At 65.1% G+C, this 17,498-nt stretch carries 15 protein-coding genes; 12 read left to right on the forward strand and 3 right to left on the reverse strand.

Translation table 11 applies throughout. The features are described 5' to 3' along the window. Nucleotides 1-6: 6 nt before the first annotated feature. The gene (locus tag ACWA13_RS07375; RefSeq protein ID WP_463937491.1) at nt 7-972 is read right to left on the reverse strand and encodes a quinone oxidoreductase family protein; all 966 of its coding nucleotides are present in this window, start codon (nt 970-972) and stop codon (nt 7-9) included. A 187-nt stretch (nt 973-1,159) separates the two neighbouring features. Between ACWA13_RS07375 and argC the strand changes: the two genes are divergently transcribed. From argC to ACWA13_RS07420, 9 genes are all read left to right on the forward strand, one after another. Further along, nucleotides 1,160-2,203, forward strand: coding sequence for an N-acetyl-gamma-glutamyl-phosphate reductase (argC, locus tag ACWA13_RS07380; RefSeq protein WP_463937492.1), 1,044 nt, complete (start codon nt 1,160-1,162; stop codon nt 2,201-2,203). Continuing rightward, nucleotides 2,200-3,366, forward strand: coding sequence for a bifunctional glutamate N-acetyltransferase/amino-acid acetyltransferase ArgJ (gene argJ / locus ACWA13_RS07385; protein WP_463937493.1), 1,167 nt, complete (start codon nt 2,200-2,202; stop codon nt 3,364-3,366). The genes argC and argJ overlap by 4 nt, the downstream gene beginning before the upstream one ends. Before the next feature lie 26 nt (nt 3,367-3,392). Then, nucleotides 3,393-4,346, forward strand: coding sequence for an acetylglutamate kinase (argB, locus tag ACWA13_RS07390; RefSeq protein WP_463937494.1), 954 nt, complete (start codon nt 3,393-3,395; stop codon nt 4,344-4,346). After that, on the forward strand, nt 4,343-5,686 hold the full coding sequence (locus ACWA13_RS07395) for an acetylornithine transaminase (RefSeq protein WP_463937495.1): 1,344 nt from the start codon (nt 4,343-4,345) through the stop codon (nt 5,684-5,686). The genes argB and ACWA13_RS07395 overlap by 4 nt, the downstream gene beginning before the upstream one ends. Then, nucleotides 5,683-6,687 (forward strand): ornithine carbamoyltransferase, encoded by a 1,005-nt coding sequence (gene argF / locus ACWA13_RS07400; protein WP_463937496.1) that lies wholly within the window; start codon nt 5,683-5,685, stop codon nt 6,685-6,687. The genes ACWA13_RS07395 and argF overlap by 4 nt, the downstream gene beginning before the upstream one ends. Further along, nucleotides 6,687-7,220, forward strand: coding sequence for an arginine repressor (locus ACWA13_RS07405; RefSeq protein ID WP_463937497.1), 534 nt, complete (start codon nt 6,687-6,689; stop codon nt 7,218-7,220). The genes argF and ACWA13_RS07405 overlap by 1 nt, the downstream gene beginning before the upstream one ends. 75 nt (nt 7,221-7,295) lie before the next feature. Further along, on the forward strand, nt 7,296-8,501 hold the full coding sequence (locus ACWA13_RS07410; RefSeq protein WP_463937498.1) for an argininosuccinate synthase: 1,206 nt from the start codon (nt 7,296-7,298) through the stop codon (nt 8,499-8,501). A gap of 40 nt (nt 8,502-8,541) precedes the next feature. Further along, nucleotides 8,542-9,996, forward strand: coding sequence for an argininosuccinate lyase (gene argH / locus ACWA13_RS07415; protein WP_463937867.1), 1,455 nt, complete (start codon nt 8,542-8,544; stop codon nt 9,994-9,996). A 112-nt stretch (nt 9,997-10,108) separates the two neighbouring features. Continuing rightward, a complete protein-coding gene (locus tag ACWA13_RS07420; RefSeq protein WP_463937499.1) occupies nt 10,109-10,870 on the forward strand; it encodes a maleylpyruvate isomerase family mycothiol-dependent enzyme in 762 nt (253 codons plus the stop codon). A gap of 56 nt (nt 10,871-10,926) precedes the next feature. Here the strand turns inward: ACWA13_RS07420 and ACWA13_RS07425 are convergent, their stop codons facing one another. Continuing rightward, nucleotides 10,927-11,421, reverse strand: coding sequence for a methylated-DNA--[protein]-cysteine S-methyltransferase (locus tag ACWA13_RS07425; protein WP_463937500.1), 495 nt, complete (start codon nt 11,419-11,421; stop codon nt 10,927-10,929). Continuing rightward, nucleotides 11,418-12,938, reverse strand: a complete 1,521-nt coding sequence (locus ACWA13_RS07430; RefSeq protein ID WP_463937501.1) for a DNA-3-methyladenine glycosylase 2 family protein — start codon at nt 12,936-12,938, stop codon at nt 11,418-11,420. Before ACWA13_RS07430 ends, ACWA13_RS07425 begins: the two co-directional genes overlap by 4 nt. A 91-nt stretch (nt 12,939-13,029) precedes the next feature. On the opposite strand from ACWA13_RS07430, the gene ACWA13_RS07435 reads away from it, so the two are divergent. The 3 genes from ACWA13_RS07435 (at nt 13,030) to tyrS (ending at nt 17,386) form a co-directional block, all read left to right on the forward strand. After that, a complete protein-coding gene (locus ACWA13_RS07435) occupies nt 13,030-13,686 on the forward strand; it encodes a DNA-3-methyladenine glycosylase (protein WP_463937502.1) in 657 nt (218 codons plus the stop codon). 127 nt (nt 13,687-13,813) lie between these two features. Then, the gene (locus ACWA13_RS07440; RefSeq protein ID WP_463937503.1) at nt 13,814-16,042 is read left to right on the forward strand and encodes a HelD family protein; all 2,229 of its coding nucleotides are present in this window, start codon (nt 13,814-13,816) and stop codon (nt 16,040-16,042) included. 36 nt (nt 16,043-16,078) lie between these two features. After that, nucleotides 16,079-17,386, forward strand: coding sequence for a tyrosine--tRNA ligase (gene tyrS / locus ACWA13_RS07445; protein WP_463937504.1), 1,308 nt, complete (start codon nt 16,079-16,081; stop codon nt 17,384-17,386). The last annotated feature ends 112 nt before the right edge of the window (nt 17,387-17,498 follow it).

A 17,498-nucleotide genomic window follows, 5' to 3' on the forward strand; every position in this document is an offset into this window, starting at 1 on the left:
CCCCTTTCACGGAATAAGGACCAGCTTTCCGGTGGTCTGCCGCCCTTCAAGGGACTTATGGGCCTCTGCCGCCGCGGACAGCGGGTACTCCGCGCCGATGTGGACCTTAAGGTCGCCCCCAGCGGCGGCGTCGAAAATTTCTTTGGACCGCCAGCGTCGTTCGGTCGGGTTGAGCAGGTAGTGCGCCAGTGAGGGCCTGGTGAGGTACAGGCCACCGGCAGCATTGAGGCGCTGCGGATCAAAGGGCGGCACCGGTCCGGAGGCCGCGCCGAACAACACCAGGGTTCCGCGGGTGCGCAGTGACGCCAGCGAGTCGTCGAAGGTGTTTTTTCCGACGCCGTCATACACCACGTCAGCTCCGGTGCCGTTGGTGAGTTCCCGGACGTTCTCCGCGAAACCTTCGTAACGCAGAACTTCATCCGCGCCCGCTCCCCGGGCCAGCCTTTCTTTCTCTTCCGTGGACACCGTGGTGATGACCCGGGCCCCGCGCGCTTTAAGCAACTGGATGAGCAGCAGGCCTACTCCGCCGGCGCCGGCATGCATGAGAACGGTCTGGCCAGGCTCCACCCGGAAGGTGGAGTTCATCAGGTAATGCGCCGTCATCCCCTGTAGCGGCAGGGCTGCGGCGCTGCGGTCGTCAAGGCCGTCGGGGACGGGCAGTGCTTTGGCTTCATCAAGGACGGTGTAGCCCGCATAGCAACCGGTGCCTTCAGCCGTGGCCACGCGGTCTCCAACCGCGAAGAGTTCGACGCCCGCGCCCAGGGCTTCGACAGTTCCAGCCATCTCCGAGCCGGGGGTGAAGGGGTAGTCCACCTTGTAGATACCGCTGCGCTGGTACGTGTCAATGAAATTCACGCCGACCGCTGCCACCTTGACCAGGAGCTGGCCCGGGCCGGGCACCGGCTGGTCGACGGAAACGTATTCAAGGACCTCCGGGCCGCCTGACTGCCGGGCATTAATTGCATGAGTCATGGAATTCTCCTTCTCCGGCCGGGACTTTCCCCACCCGGACCCGTAAGCCATCATATTGAGTACCGCCGCTGCCGCCGGCATATGGGGCCATCGGCGCTGCGCCGGGAGGAGTCCACGAAGATAGGCCCGGCATGGCTCATGTATAAATATCGGGACTAATGCATATTCTTGCTGTACGGTTGGAGTTATGACTATTTCAGTTGCCGTCTCCGGCGCCAGCGGTTACGCCGGTGGCGAGGTACTGCGCCTTCTTGCCGGCCATCCGGACGTCACTATCGGTGCCATTACAGCGCACAGCAGCGCTGGGTCACGACTGGGCGAAGTGCAACCGCACCTTCACTCACTGGCCAACCGCATCCTGGAAGAAACTACGGTGGAGAATCTCTCCGGCCACGATGTAGTCTTCCTGGCCCTCCCGCACGGTGCTTCTGCCGCGCTGGCTGCACAGCTGCCGGAGGGCACGCTGGTCATCGACGCCGGTGCGGACCACCGCCTCACCGACCCGATGGCGTGGGAGAAGTTCTACGGCTCCGCACATGCCGGCAGCTGGCCGTACGGGCTTCCGGAACTCCCCGGACACCGTGAAAAACTTCGGGACGCGCACCGGATCGCGGTGCCCGGTTGCTACCCCACGTCCTCGCTGCTGGCCCTGACGCCCGGCTTTGCTGCCGGTTTGTTGGAGCTCGACGACGTCGTGATCGTTTCAGCCTCCGGAACCTCCGGCGCGGGCAAGGCAGCCAAAGTCAACCTGATCGGTTCCGAAGTGATGGGCTCGATGAACCCCTATGGCGTCGGTGGCGGGCATCGGCACACGCCTGAGATTGAGCAGGGACTGTCTCTGGCCGCCGGAGCGCAGGTCACCGTTTCCTTCACCCCTACGCTTGCACCCATGAGCCGGGGCATCCTCACCACCGCGACGGCGAAGGTAAAGCCGCAGGCAGAGGGGAGTACTACTGCAGAGCAGTTGCGCCAGGCCTGGGCTGACGCGTACGACGACGAACCGTTCGTCCATCTGCTGCCGGAAGGGCAGTGGCCGGCCACCAAGTCGGTCCAGGGAACCAACCACGCCGTGATGCAGCTTGCGTACGATCAGCACGCCAACCGGGTCATCGTGACCTGCGTCATCGACAACCTCACCAAGGGCACCGCCGGCGGAGCCGTGCAGTCCATGAATATTGCGCTTGGCCTCCCGGAAACGGCTGGCCTCAATCTCCAGGGAGTCGCCCCGTGACCGTTACTGCCCCTCTCGGATTTCGGGCCGCCGGAATCACCGCAGGCCTGAAGGCCTCCGGCAAGCCGGACCTCGCGCTGGTGGTCAACGATGGCCCCAAGAAGGCCGCTGCCGCCGTTTTCACCACCAACCGGGTGGCTGCAGCCCCCGTGCACTGGTCCCGGCAGGTGGTTGCCGATGGTCGTGTTGACGCGGTAATCCTGAACTCGGGAGGAGCCAATGCCTGCACCGGCCCGCTGGGTTTCCAGAACACCCATGCTACGGCGGAGAAAACCGCAGACGTCCTTGGCATCTCCGCCACCGATGTTGTGGTGTGTTCCACCGGCCTGATCGGCGAGCAACTGCCCATGGATAAGATCCTGCCAGGGGTGGAAGCAGCGGCAGCAGGCCTCAGCGTTGACGGCGGGGCCGCCGCCGCAACGGCCATCATGACCACGGACACCGTATCCAAAGTGGCCCTGTTCATCGGCACTGATTCCAGTGGCGTTGAGTTCTCCATCGGTGGGATGGCCAAGGGTGCCGGAATGTTGGCCCCCGGACTTGCCACCATGCTGGTGGTACTCACCACGGATGCCGACGTCGCCCCGGAACTGCTCGACGTCGTCCTGCGGGATGCCACGCGCGTCACCTTCGGCCGCGCGGACTCCGACGGCTGCATGTCCACGAACGATACCGTGGTCCTGATGGCCTCCGGCGCCTCAGGCGCCGTCCCGTCCGCGAACGAGCTGGGGGAGGGGCTCACGACCGTGTGCGCTGAGCTGGCCCGGAAGCTGATCGGAGACGCCGAGGGCGCCAGCCACGACATCGCGATCCGCACGTTTAACGCCGCCAGCGAGGCCGACGCGGAAATCGTCAGCCGCGCCGTGGCCCGCTCCAACCTCTTCAAGGCCGCGATCTTCGGCAAGGACCCCAACTGGGGCCGTGTGCTGTCCGCTGTGGGGACCACCAACGCCGTCTTTGATCCGGACCAGTTGAACGTGTCCATGAACGGCGTCCAGATCTGCCGCAACGGCAGCATCGGTGACGACCGCGGTCTCGTGGACCTTGAACCCCGTGAAGTGCACGTTGAGATCGATCTCCAGTCCGGCGATGCCGAGGCAACCATTTGGACCAATGACCTGACGCACGACTACGTCCACGAGAACAGCGCCTACTCAAGCTAGCAGCGGACCTTCCGGAAGAGACACCCATGAACGCCCAAACCCGTGCAAACACGTCCATGCGCGATGCCCAGGACAAGGCGGCAACACTGATCGAGGCGCTGCCCTGGATCCAGCGTTTTGCCGGCACCACCATGGTGATCAAGTATGGCGGCAACGCCATGGTCAATGATGAGCTGCGCCGTGCCTTCGCCGAGGACATCGTCTTCCTTCACCACGTAGGGATCCATCCTGTGGTGGTCCACGGAGGCGGGCCGCAGATCAACGCCATGCTCAGCCGGCTGGACATTGAGTCCGAGTTCAAGGGCGGGCTCCGCGTCACAACTCCGGAAGCCATGGACGTGGTCCGGATGGTCTTGACCGGCCAGGTGGGCCGCGAATTGGTCGGCCTGATCAATTCGCACGGCCCCTACGCCGTGGGGATGTCCGGCGAGGACGGCGGGCTGCTCCGCGCCGTCCGCACCGGCACCGTCATCGATGGCGAAGAAGTGGACCTGGGCCTGGTAGGTGAGGTGGTGGGCGTCAACCCTGACGGCATCATGGACCTCATCGCCGCGGGCCGGATTCCGGTGATCTCCACCGTTGCACCGGAGATCGAGGGCGGTATGGACAACCCGGCCGGCAACCACCAGACCACCGGCCAGGTGCTTAACGTCAATGCCGATACCGCAGCGGCCGCCCTGGCCGAAGCACTGGGCGCCTCCAAGCTGGTGATCCTGACCGACGTCGAAGGCCTCTTCGCGAACTGGCCTGACCGGAGCTCGCTGATCTCGTCCATCCCGGCGTCGGACCTCAAGGAATTGCTGCCGTCCCTGGAATCGGGCATGATCCCCAAGATGGAAGCCTGCCTCAAAGCTGTCCAGGGCGGAGTGGAGCGGGCGCACATCGTTGACGGCAGGCTGGCGCATTCGATGCTTCTGGAAACTTTTACAACGGCGGGTATTGGCACCCAGGTCATTCCGGACGAGGACGTGTTGGCATGAACAAGGAGCATTCGGTGGTAGAGCCTGTCGAAACTGAGCCTGTCGAAACCGAAAGTCCGGTGGTTGAGCTTGTCGAAACCCAGGGATCCCGACAGGCTCGATCATCAGAGGAAACCGAAGGCCGGCCTACGGGCGCCGATTGGCTCACCCGCTATTCGTCGTCGCTGATGGGCGTCTTCGGTACACCACAGCGTGTCCTGATCCGGGGTTCCGGGTGTGTGGTCTGGGATGCGGACGGCCGGGAGTACCTGGACCTTCTGGGCGGCATCGCCGTTAATGCGTTGGGCCACGCCCACCCCTTCGTGACCTCGGTGATTTCCAGCCAGCTGGCCACCCTTGGCCATGTCTCCAACTTCTTCACCAGCCCCACCCAGGTGGCTTTGGCCGAGAAGCTCCTGGAGTTGACCGAGGCGCCCGCCGGTTCCAAAGTCTTTTTCACCAATTCCGGCACCGAGGCGAACGAGGCGGCGTTCAAGCTGGCCCGCCGCAACAACGGCGCTGCTGACGGGAGCGCTAATGGTCCGCGCACCCGGATCATCGCCCTTGAGGGTGCCTTCCACGGCCGGACCATGGGAGCCCTTGCGCTGACCGCGAAGGAAGCTTACCGGACACCGTTCGCGCCGCTGCCCGGCGGGGTCACACACATTCCGTTCGGCGACGTCGAGGCACTGCGTGCCGCCGTCGACAGTTCCGTTGCTGCCGTTTTCCTGGAACCCATCCAGGGCGAAGCAGGCGTCCGCCCGCTGCCGCCCGGATACCTGCAGGCCGCCCGTCAGATCACGTCCGACGCCGGCGCGCTCCTCATCCTGGATGAGGTCCAGACCGGGATGGGCCGGACGGGCAACTGGCTGGCCAGTTCCACCGCCGGGATTGTTCCCGATGCCGTCACGCTCGCCAAGGGGCTCGGCGGCGGCTTCCCGATCGGCGCCATGATCACCTTCGGCGAATCCACCTCGAAGCTGCTGACCGCCGGCCAGCACGGCACCACCTTCGGCGGGAATCCGGTGGCCACCGCTGCGGCGCTGGCAACCTTGCATGTCCTGGAAACCCAGCAGGTGCTGCAAAATGCGGTCAAGGTGGGGGAGCACATCCGCTCCGGCCTGTCCGCTCTCGACGGCGTCACCGAAGTCCGCGGCGTTGGCCTGCTGATTGGCTTCGATCTGGATGCCGACGTCGCCGCCGCCGCTGTGGCGGCCGGCCTCGCGGCCGGCTTCATCATCAACGCGCCGGGACCGCGTACGGTCCGGCTGGCACCCCCACTGATTCTTACCGTTGACCAAGCCGATACCTTCCTTGCCGCCTTCCCGGCAATACTCCAGAGCGCAAAGGATGCCCAGTGAGCAAAAAAATCAGGCACTTCCTCAAGGACACCGACCTTAGCCCAGGGGAACAGGCGGAAGTCCTTGACCTCGCAGCCCGCATGAAGGCTGCGCCGTACAGCGTGCAGCCGTACGCCGCGGATGGCAGCGGCCGGAAGACCGTGGCCATCATCTTCGACAAGACCTCCACCCGTACCCGTGTTTCCTTCGCCACCGGTGTGGCGGACATGGGCGGCAGCGCGCTGATCATTAACCCGGGCGAAGCCCAGATCGGCCACAAGGAGTCCGTGGAGGACACGGCCAAAGTGTTGGAACGCATGGTCTCCACGATCGTGTGGCGGACCGGGCCGCACGCAGGACTTGTGGCCATGGCAGAGAACTCCAGCGTTCCTGTGATCAATGCCTTGTGCGATGACTACCACCCCTGCCAGCTTCTTGCCGATCTCCTGGCGGTCAAGGAACACAAGGGGTCGCTGCAGGGGCTCACCATGAGCTATCTGGGCGACGCCGCCAACAACATGGCCAACTCCTACCTGCTCGCCGGCGTCACAGCCGGAATGCACGTCCGCATCGCCGGCCCGGAGGGTTACCTGCCGGAGGCCGGAATTGTTGCCGCAGCGCAGGAACGTGCGGCCCTGACCGGCGGCTCCGTGCTGATCACCACCGACGCCGCCGAGGCACTCAAGGGTGCCGACGTCGTTGCCACAGACACCTGGGTCTCCATGGGGCAGGAAGCGGAGAAGGAAGCCCGCCTGGAGCTTTTCCGGGAGTACTCCGTGGACGAGGCGGCCATGGCACTCGCGGCGGATGACGCCGTCGTGCTTCATTGCCTGCCTGCGTATCGCGGCTACGAGATTTCCGCGGGCGTCATCGACGGGCCTCAGTCGATCGTTTGGGACGAGGCGGAAAACCGCCTGCATGCCCAAAAGGCGCTGATGGCGTGGCTGATGCACCAGTCCGGACTTGCCGTGGTTGAGGGACTGGAACCCGTCCCTGCGGCAGCGGGCGAGGCAGGCAACTAGTGTCCGCCCAGCCGGCGTCCCCGGGCGCCAGCCCCGCCACCAAAACCGCGCGCCAGGCCAGGATCACGGCCATCCTCACCGGTGAGTCGGTGCGGTCGCAGGCGGAGCTCGCGGCCCTGTTGGCTGACGACGGCGTCCAGGTCACCCAGGCCACCCTGTCGCGGGACCTGGTGGAACTGGGGGCAGTGCGCGTACGCGGCAAGGAAGGCGTCCTGGTGTATGCGGTTCCCGGCGAAGGCGGTGAAAGGGCGGCCAAAAGCGGTGTCAGCCAGGAGATCCTGGACGCCAGACTGGCCCGGCTGTGCGGGGAACTGCTGGTCACCGCCGAGGCTTCCGCCAACATCGCCGTGCTCCGCACCCCGCCTGGAGCTGCTAACTTCCTGGCCCTGGCGATCGACCATTCGGTGATGCCGTCCATCCTTGGCACCATCGCCGGGGACGACACCGTGCTGCTGGTCTCCCGGGATCCGATGGGCGGCGCCGAGCTTGCTGCGAGGTTCCTGCAGCTGGCAGAGGAAGCCGGCACAGGCTAAACGCCTGCCGGTGTGACAGGCTTTTCCTAAGACTTTCAGACGAGTACTGCATCAACAATATAAGGAGAATTTGACGTGACTGAACGTATTGTTCTGGCCTACTCCGGTGGCCTGGATACTTCCGTAGCAATTGGCTGGATCGGTGAAGCCACCGGTGCCGAGGTCATCGCCGTGGCGGTAGACGTCGGGCAGGGCGGCGAATCCCTGGAGACCATCCGCCAGCGTGCCCTTGGCTGCGGCGCCGTCGAGGCGTACGTGGCTGACGCGTCCGACGAGTTCGCCAACGAGTATTGCGTCCCGACGCTGAAGGCCAACGCGCTTTACCAGGGCCACTACCCTCTGGTGTCTGCCATTTCCCGTCCCGTGATCGTCAAGCACCTGGTCAAGGCAGCCCGCGAATTCGGCGCCACCACCGTGGCCCACGGCTGCACCGGCAAGGGCAACGACCAGGTCCGGTTTGAAGTCGGCATCCAGTCCCTGGGACCGGACCTGAAGTGCATCGCCCCGGTCCGCGACCTGGCTCTGACCCGCGACAAGGCCATTGCCTTCGCCGAGGAGAAGGGACTGCCGATCGAGACCACCAAGAAGAATCCGTACTCGATCGACCAGAACGTCTGGGGACGCGCCGTCGAAACCGGCTACCTCGAAGACATCTGGAACGCGCCCACCAAGGACATCTACGACTACACCGCCACGCCGGAATTCCCGCCGGCGCCCGATGAGGTCACCATCTCCTTCGAAGCCGGCGTGCCGGTGGCGATCGACGGCATCCGGGTCACCCCGCTGCAGGCCATCAAGGAACTGAACCGCCGGGCCGGCGCCCAGGGCGTGGGTCGTATCGACGTCGTCGAGGACCGGTTGGTGGGCATCAAGTCCCGCGAGATCTACGAAGCTCCGGGCGCAATGGCCCTGATTACCGCTCACAAGCACCTCGAGGACATCACCATCGAGCGCGAGCAGGCCCGGTTCAAGGCAACGGTCGGGCAGCGCTGGGCCGAGTTGGTGTATGACGGCCAGTGGTTCTCCCCGCTGAAGCGTTCGCTGGATGCGTTTATCGAGGACACCCAGAAGTACGTCTCCGGAGATATCCGGATGGTGCTCCACGGCGGCCAGGCGATCGTCAACGGCCGCCGCTCCGAGACCTCGCTGTACGACTTCTCCCTGGCCACCTACGACACCGGGGACACCTTCGATCAGTCCCAGGCCAAGGGCTTCATCGAGCTGTTCGGCATGTCTTCCAAGGTAGCTGCGGGGCGCGACATCCGGGTTGCAGGAAAGTAAGCCGTTGGCTGAGCAGAATTCGTCTCCGGGCCAGGACCCGGTGGTTGAGCTTGTCGAGACCCAGGTTTCGACAAGCTCAACCACCAGCTCAACAAATACCGGCGCACTGTGGGGCGGCCGGTTCGCCGGCGGCCCCGCGGATGCCCTGGCTGCGCTCAGCAAGTCCACGCATTTCGACTGGCGGCTGGCCCGCTACGACATCGCCGGTTCCAAGGCGCATGCCCGTGTGCTGCATAAGGCCGGCCTGCTGGATGACGCCGAGCTTGACGGCATGCTGGCGGCGCTGACGCAGCTGGACGAGGACGTAGCTTCCGGCGCATACTTGCCGGCCGAGTCCGACGAGGACGTGCACGGTTCCCTGGAACGCGGGTTGATCGAACGGGCGGGCACCCAATTAGGCGGCAAGCTTCGCGCTGGCCGGTCCCGCAATGATCAGGTGGCCACGCTGGGCAGGATGTTCCTGCGGGACCACGCCCGGATCATTGCCGGCGGCCTATTGGCTACGGTTGACGCCCTGGTTGACCAGGCGAAGGCCCACCACGGCGTTGCGATGCCAGGCCGTACGCACCTGCAACACGCCCAGCCGGTCCTGCTCAGCCACCACCTCCTGGCCCACGCCTGGGCCTTGCTCCGCGATGTGCAGCGGCTCCAGGACTGGGACAAGCGGGCAGGGGTGTCACCTTATGGTTCCGGGGCCCTGGCGGGTTCCTCACTCGGCCTGGACCCTGAGGCTGTCGCCGCAGACCTTGGCTTCTTTTCCGCTTCGCACAACTCAATCGACGGCACCGCTTCCCGCGACGTCTTCGCCGAGTTCGCCTGGGTGTGCGCCATGATCGGCGTGGACCTGTCCCGGATTTCCGAGGAGGTCATTCTCTGGGCTACCAAGGAGTTCTCCTTCGTCACCCTGCACGATTCGTATTCCACAGGATCTTCGATCATGCCGCAGAAGAAGAACCCGGATGTTGCCGAGTTGGCCCGCGGCAAGGCCGGACGGCTGATCGGCAACCTGACGGGCCTGTTGGCCACGCTCAAGGGGTTGCCGCTTGCGTACAACCGCGATCTGCAGGAGGACAAGGAGCCGGTGTTCGACGCCGCCGACACGCTGGAGCTGCTGCTTCCGGCTGTGTCCGGCATGATTGCCACCCTGACGTTCAACACCGAACGCATGGAGTCCCTGGCTCCGCAGGGTTTCGCGCTGGCAACGGACATCGCCGAATGGCTTGTCCGCCAGGGCGTGCCGTTCCGGGAAGCCCATGAGCTCTCCGGCGCGGCCGTGAAGCAGGCCGAAGGCCGCGGAGTGGAACTGTGGGACCTGACGGACGATGAATACGCGGCAATCTCCGCTTACCTGACGCCTGAGGTCCGCACGGTCTTGTCCACCGAGGGGTCGCTGAACAGCCGCAACTCCCAGGGCGGCACGGCACCGGCCGCCGTCGAGCGTCAACTGGCGTTCCTCGAAGCCGAGCTGGCGGAAGTCCGCAGCTACGCCGGCTGAACAACGCTGGCTTCGGGTCTCGACAGGCTCGACCACCGGTGGTCGAGCCTGTCGAGACCCGAACACCGAGCCTGTCGAGACCCGAGACTGAGATCCGGTTAGGATGAGCGCCATGACTTCCCCCGCGCCGGACGCACTGCTCGCCGAACTCCACCAAGCCGCCGACGTCGCTGTCACCACGGCCGCCAAGCTTACGGATGACGAGGTAGCAGCCCCGTCCGCCCTGCCGGACTGGACCCGCGGCCATGTTCTTGCCCATCTCGCCGGCATCTGCAATGCCATGGCCAGGCAGCTCGAGTACGCCGCGAGGGGCGAAAAGATCGAGCTGTACGATGGCGGCTATGAAGGCCGCACCAAAGCCATTGAGCTGGCCGCCGGCCATCATGCGGCCCAGCATGTGGCAGACCTCCAGAACGCCCTGCGCCGGGTCTTGAAGGCTTTTGATTCGCTTCCCGATGTCAAGGACTCCGCGGCCCACCGCATCGGCTGGTGGGCCCCCATCACCTACCGCGGCGGAGTGGTCCTGGACGGTGGCCTGGCACTATGGCGTGAACTCGTGATCCACAGCTCGGATCTAGGCACCGGAAGGGGCCCGGAAACCTGGAGCCGGCCGTTCTGCGAGCATCTGTTTGAGTTCCTGGCTGCGCGGATCCAGCCTGAGGACAAGGTGGTGCTCCAGCCCCTGGGCCTGCCACCGGTAAGTATTGGCAGCGGAGGCCGCACCACCGTTGTCGGCGGCATGATCACGGATATTGCGGCGTGGCTGGCAGGACGGGAACCGAGCCTTGGCAGCCTGAGGGCACAGGCTGCAGCGGACGGCGTCGAACTTCCGGGACTGCTGCCGTGGCCGGCCGGTACTCCGGCAGCTCAATAGCAGGAAGCAGCAGCAAGCAGGGAACAGGCCGGTCGTCGAGCTTGTTCGGGCCCGCCCTACGCTGCCTCGCGGGCCAGCAGGCTTTCCTTCACGGCGAGGCCCCAGCGGAAGCCGCCCAGTGACCCGTCGGTGCGGATCACCCTGTGGCAGGGCACGAACAGCGCTGCTGCGTTGAAGGCACAGGCGCTGGCGGCTGCCCGGACCGCCTTGGCGTTACCGGCCAGGGCAGCATATTCGGTGTAAGTCACCGGCTTCCCGGGGCGGACGGTTCGCAGGATGTCCCAGGCATTGCTGCGGAACGGGCCGGATTTCTGCAGTACGGGCACCCGCATGGCCGGAACGGGATCGCCGGCGTAAAAGGCCTCGACGGCCTCCGATATATCGCCCAGCGAGCCCACGGCCTTCAGTTCCGCAGGCAGCAGGTTCGGGTGGATCTGGCCCATCAGTTGTGCGGGATCGGCCGTCCAGCCCGAGGACAGCACTATGCCGTCACGGGCGATGATCGTGAACGGTCCGTCCGTGGTGTTCATGGTGAGGAGCTGTGCGGTCATGGTTTTACCTTCGTGGTTGGGGGAGTCTTGATCGCGGCACGCCACAAGTGCATTGTTGCGTAGGAGCGCCAGGGGCTGACTTCCAGGAAATCGGGGGAGAGCCCGGTGCTTGCTGATGATCCTTCGGTTCCTGCGGTTCCTGCGGTTCCTGCCAGCCGCCGCACGCCGTTCCGGACGGCGGCGTCGTTGGCCAGGAAAATGTCAGGCGAACCGAGGATCCGCATGGCGGCATAGCCAACTGTCCAGGGCCCGACGCCGGGAAGCGGCAGGAGCTTTGCCTGGAGCCCTGGGAGGTCATCACCGTAGCCGAAGTCCAGTTCGCCGGAAGCCATCCGTTCGGCGGCGGTAATAAGGGAATCGATCCGTCGTTGCGGTCCCCGCAGGGCGCCGCGTCCGTTCGCGGCGATCTCCGCCGCTGTGGGGAACAACCGGTCCAGTCCTTCGGACGGTGCCTGGCTGGCACTGCCAACGGCCGAGAGTTCCGTGAGTGCCGTCCTTGCTGCTGCAACTGTAATCTGCTGGCCGATCATGGCCCGGACCAGCAGTTCCTGCGGGTCTACGGCGCCGGGCATCCGCATCCCGGGAAAGGCGGCTACGGACGCTGCCAGGCGGTGGTCTGTGGCCAGTACGGCATCCACTGCCTGCGGATCGGCGTCCAGGTCGAACAGCCTGCGGACGCGGCTGAGCAGGGCTGCCAGGTCGCGTAGGTCTACGGCGTCCACCGTCAGCGTCAGTTGGCTGTCACCGGCCGGCCGCATGCCGCCGTCATACTCCACGTGGAAGGCGGCGTCACCGTGCGGGAGCCGTAGGGTTCTCGCGTAGCCGGTTTCGCTTCCCGACTCGATTCGCGCAATGGCGCGGACCGCCAGGAAGCTGAAGATCCCGGGGTCGAACGGTTTCCGGACGGGCAGGTTTAGCGTCAGGGCTGTGGTGGTGGCAATCTCCGCAGAGGCCCGTGGGTGGCGTGCGGTTGCCCGTAACGCCGTGGGCGTCATGGCAAACACCTCGCCGATGGTCTCGTTGAACTGCCGGACGCTGCTGAATCCCGCCGCGAAGGCGACGTCCACGATCCTCATCGGCGTCGACACCAGCAGTGTGCGCGCCGTCTGCGCCCGGCTGGCGCGCGCCAGCGAGAGGGGTCCTGCGCCGAGTTCCTGGCTCAATATCCGGTTCAGCTGCCGGGCGGAATAGCCAAGCCGGGCCGCGAGGCCTTCGACGCCGTCGCGGTTGATGACGCCGTCATTGATCAGGCGCATGGCCCGGCCGGCAATATCCTGCCGAACGTTCCAGGCCGGAGTTCCCGGGACGGCCTCGGGGAGGCAACGCTTGCAGGCGCGGTAGCCGGCCTCGTGGGCTGCCGCCGAGGTCTCGTAAAACGTAACGTTTGCGGCTTTCGGCGTCCGGGCGGGGCAGGAGGGACGGCAATAGATGCCGGTGCTCCGCACTGCGGTGAAGAACTGGCCATCAAAACGGGTATCGCGGGTATCAATTGCCCGGTAGCGCTGCCAGAAGTCCATGGGTTCCATCCTGCCAGCCGTCCAGCACCCAGGGCTAGCGGAAATCGGACACTGCTGTAACGGTGATCGCGGTGCCGGTTAGAGTCGGAGGATGAGTGAAACGCAAGGCAAGTGCAGCACACCTGAGGCGCTGCGGAGCGTGTTGTCCGGAGACGCCCGGGAGGTGGCTGCCCGGCTGTTGGGTGCTGTCCTGACCCATCATGGCCGTGCAGGAACTGTGTCAGTCCGTTTGTCCGAGGTGGAGGCTTACCTTGGCCCGCATGATTCGGAGTTCCCCGATCCGGGCTCTCATACCTACCGGGGCCAAACGCCGCGCAATGCGCCCATGTTCGGCCCTCCCGGCCACCTGTACGTCTACTTCACGTACGGGATGCATCACTGTGCCAACCTCGTTTGCGGTCCTGAAGGCGCCGCGTCGGGAGTTCTTCTGCGCGCCGGGACCGTGGTGGAGGGTCTGGAGCTGGCGCGCGCCCGCCGCCCTGCGTCAAAGCGCGATGCCGACCTCGCCAGCGGGCCCGCGCGGCTGGCCACTGTTCTGGGAGTAACGACGGCGGACAGCGGCCGGGATGCCCTGGCGTACCCTTTCGAGCTGGTACTTCCCTCGCAGCCGGCACCGGAGGTGGAAACCGGGCCGCGGGTGGGGGTCTCCGGCCATGGCGGAACCGACAGCTATCCATGGCGGTACTGGTTGCCGGACGATCCCTCAGTCTCCAAGTACAAGGCTGCCCGGCCGCGCTCAGTGCAGTAGCTCGAGCCGGTGGCGCCGATGCTGAACGCGTTTCGGGGCGCCGAGGAAAATCTGTGCTGTTTCCGCCGCGTTAATCAAAATGGCTGTAGAATGGACGGTCCGTATTTTGCGATAGGGGAACGCCTCGATGCTCGACGCTGATTTGGTCCACGAACGGACCTACGTTGCCGGTTTGTATGCCCGGCTTGATGAATTGCGCGCGGAAAAACGCGACCAGCTGGCCAAGGTGCGCCGCGCCGGCGGTGTGGGCACCATGCAGAACGTTTCCGAACGTGACGCCTTCGCAGCACTGTACGAGGACCGCCTCGCCCAGCTCGACGCCGTCGACGACCGGCTTGTCTTCGGCCGCCTGGATCTGGACTCGGGCGAAGCCCAGTACATCGGCAGGATCGGGCTGACTACGGAGGACCTGCAGCGGCTCATGGTGGACTGGCGTGCACCCGAAGCCGGACATTTCTACCAGGCCACGGCCTTCGACCGGCAGGGCGTGCGCCGCCGACGCCACCTGATTCTCCAAGGCCGTGAAGTGAAGGCCATTGAGGACGACGTCCTGGATCCGGACATGCTCTCCGATGCCGATTCGCTGCAGGGCGAGGGGGCCCTGCTTGCGGCCCTGAATTCCAAGCGCACCGGACGCATGTCTGACATTGTCGGCACCATCCAGTCCGAACAGGACCGCATCATCCGCTCGTCCATCTCGGGTGCCCTTGTTGTCCAGGGCGGGCCCGGAACGGGCAAGACGGCTGTTGCGCTGCACCGCGCCGCCTACTTGCTGTATACCCACCGCGAACGCCTGAAGACCGCCGGCGTGCTGCTAGTGGGCCCATCGTCGTCGTTTATGAAGTACATCGAAAGGGTCCTGCCGTCTCTCGGCGAGACCGGCGTGGTCATGGCCAGCCTGGGCCGCCTGATGCCCGGCATTCAGGCGGAAGCTGAACCGGAAGGATCAGTTGCTGCGCTCAAGGGCCGGCTGGACATGGCCGATGTCGTGGCCAACGCTGTTGCCAACCGGCAGCGCATTCCTGCTGAAAACCGGATCCTCGAAGTTGACGGCCGGCGCCTGGTCCTCACTCCGCGCCAGGTCCGCCGGGCCCGCGACCGCGCCCGTTCCACCGGGAAGCCGCACAACGAGGCCAGGCTCACGTTTGTGAAGATCCTGCTCCGTGAGCTGACCGAACAGCTCACCGAGCTCGTGGAGGCCGGCAGCCTGGGCAACAACGCTGACCGTTCCTACTTGGCCGAGGATGTTCGCAGCGCCAAGGATGTCCGGATTGCCCTGAACCTGTGCTGGATGCCGATGACGCCCACCAAGCTCATTGCGGAACTGTTCAGCAAGCCGGCCATCCTCGAGGCCTGCACTCCTCGTTTGACGCCTGCGGAACGGGCCCTGCTGGCCCGCCCCGTGGATGCACCGTGGACCGAGTCCGACGTTCCGTTGCTGGATGAGGCCGCCGAGCTCCTTGGCGAACTTGATCCTGCGGCCGGCCGCAGCCTGGCGCAGCAGGAGAACGACCGCGCCCGCGATCTGGCCAACGCCAAGCAGACCCTGGTCAACATGGAAGAGGCCGGCTACAACGTGTTGATGACGGCCGAAGAGCTGATGGACCAGAACCAGGAGCGTGAGACCCGCCAGACAGCGGCGGAGCGCGCCACCAGCGACAGGACCTGGGCGTTCGGCCACATTGTGGTGGATGAGGCACAGGAGTTGTCGCCCATGCAGTGGCGTCTCCTGGTCCGCCGTTGCCCGCTCAAATCCTTCACGATCGTTGGCGACATCGCGCAGACCAGCTCGGTGGCGGGCGCCAACTCATGGCAGTCGGCACTTGGTCCGCTCTTTGGCGACCGCTGGCAAATGGAGGAATTGACGGTTAACTACCGGACGCCGTCGCAGATTGCCGAAGCTGCCGTGCGTATGGCCAACGCCGCCGGCCTGGTGGTCTCCGCTCCCAAGGCGGTCCGCGAGGGCCAGTGGTCACCGGTCATCGACCGCGTTGCGCCGGAGGCCATGATGGACAGCCTCCTGGCAGCCCTGCCGGAGGAACTGGAAGCGCTCGACGGCGGACTCCTCGCGGTTATCGCAGAGGGTGAGCTGCTGCAACAGGCGGCTTCCGCACTTCGGAGTGCCTATGGCAACAGGGTCGGCACGGGTGCCGGCAGCTACGCACAGGACATTGTGGTGATCAGTCCCAGGGAAGCAAAGGGCCTGGAGTTCGACGGCGTCATCATCCTGGAGCCGTCAGCGCTGTTGAACCAGGAACACGGACGGGTGGGCGACCTCTACGTTGCCATGACCCGGCCCACGCAGCGGCTGCGGCTGATCGCGGCCGGCGAGGTGCCGGCAGGCATCGAACGCTGAGGCCCTGGCGGCACGATTCCTGCTAACTTAGGAATCGTGCCGCAACTCAACAACCTCGAATCCCAGCAGAACGACGCCTCCTTCGCCAACATCTGGCAGGAACTCAAATGGCGCGGTCTGATCCACGTATCCACCGACGAAGCCGAGCTGGAAAAACTGCTCTCCGGTGACCCCATTACGTATTACTGCGGATTCGACCCCACGGCACCGAGCCTGCACCTGGGCAACCTTGTCCAGCTGCTGGTGCTTCGCCGCCTGCAGTTGGCAGGCCACAAGCCGCTGGGCCTCGTGGGTGGTTCCACCGGACTTATCGGAGACCCGCGTCCGACGGCGGAACGCACCTTGAACACCAAGGACACCGTCACCGAGTGGGTCGGCTACCTCCAGGGCCAGGTGAGCCGCTTCCTCAGCTTCGAGGGGGGCAACGCAGCGCGCATCGTGAACAATCTCGATTGGACCGCTCCGCTGTCCGCTATCGATTTTCTCCGCGAGATCGGCAAGCACTTCCGCGTGGGGACCATGCTCCGCAAGGACGCGGTGGCGTCGCGCCTGAACTCCGATGAAGGCATCAGCTACACGGAGTTCAGCTACCAGATCCTGCAGGGTATGGACTACCTGCAGCTGTACCGTGATTACGGCTGTGTCCTGCAGACCGGTGGATCGGATCAGTGGGGCAACCTCACCAGCGGAACGGAGCTCATCCGCAAGGTTGAGGGAAAGAGTGTCCACGCCCTGGGCACGCCGTTGATCACCAACGCGGATGGATCCAAGTTCGGTAAGAGCGAAGGCAATGCCATCTGGCTGGATTCGGCCATGTGCAGCCCTTACGCCTTCTACCAGTTCTGGGTGAACACTTCTGATGCCGACGTCGTTGACCGACTTAAGATCTTTACCTTCCTTTCCCGGGCAGAAATCGAAGCGTTGGCACAGCAGGTCGCAGACAAGCCGTTCGCGCGTGAAGGCCAGCGCCGCCTCGCGTACGAGGTGACATCGCTGGTGCATGGAGTAGATGCCACTGAAAAAGTCATCGCTGCTTCCGCTGCGGTGTTCGGCAACGGCGACCTCACTGTGCTGGACGAGGACACCCTGGCAGCAGCGACGTCCGAGCTTCCTTCGGCCGCCGTTGACCGGGCCGGCTTGGGGATCATTGACCTCCTCGTGGCCACCGGTCTTTCTGAAAGCAAGTCTGCAGCCCGCCGGACGGTAGGGGAGGGCGGTGCCTACGTGAACAACGCCAAAATCTCGGATCCGGATGCCGTTGTTGACCCCGCCCAGCTCCTGCATGGGAAGTACCTGCTGCTGCGGAAAGGCAAGAAAAACCTTGCCACTGTTCAGGTCGCCTGATCAGGCCCCTTCCGGCCGCTGAACTTCCATTTACACGCTCCCCTTGGTCGACTTGCACGGCCGCGGGGGAGCGTGTAATGTTTTCTGAGTTGCCGCCGTTGAGCGGTGACCA

This window comes from Pseudarthrobacter sp. TRD_SC_9 (genome assembly GCF_055361265.1).

Excerpts from the sequence above, each read along its gene's own strand:
- argB (WP_463937494.1), top strand. The coding sequence starts at position 3,393 with ATGAACGCCCAAACCCGTGCAAACACGTCCATGCGCGATGCCCAGGAC.
- ACWA13_RS07395 (WP_463937495.1), top strand. The coding sequence starts at position 4,343 with ATGAACAAGGAGCATTCGGTGGTAGAGCCTGTCGAAACTGAGCCTGTC.
- ACWA13_RS07440 (WP_463937503.1), top strand. The coding sequence starts at position 13,814 with ATGCTCGACGCTGATTTGGTCCACGAACGGACCTACGTTGCCGGTTTG.
- ACWA13_RS07420 (WP_463937499.1), top strand. The coding sequence starts at position 10,109 with ATGACTTCCCCCGCGCCGGACGCACTGCTCGCCGAACTCCACCAAGCC.
- argC (WP_463937492.1), top strand. The coding sequence starts at position 1,160 with ATGACTATTTCAGTTGCCGTCTCCGGCGCCAGCGGTTACGCCGGTGGC.
- ACWA13_RS07375 (WP_463937491.1), bottom strand. The coding sequence starts at position 972 with ATGACTCATGCAATTAATGCCCGGCAGTCAGGCGGCCCGGAGGTCCTT.
- ACWA13_RS07425 (WP_463937500.1), bottom strand. The coding sequence starts at position 11,421 with ATGACCGCACAGCTCCTCACCATGAACACCACGGACGGACCGTTCACG.
- ACWA13_RS07430 (WP_463937501.1), bottom strand. The coding sequence starts at position 12,938 with ATGGACTTCTGGCAGCGCTACCGGGCAATTGATACCCGCGATACCCGT.
- ACWA13_RS07435 (WP_463937502.1), top strand. The coding sequence starts at position 13,030 with ATGAGTGAAACGCAAGGCAAGTGCAGCACACCTGAGGCGCTGCGGAGC.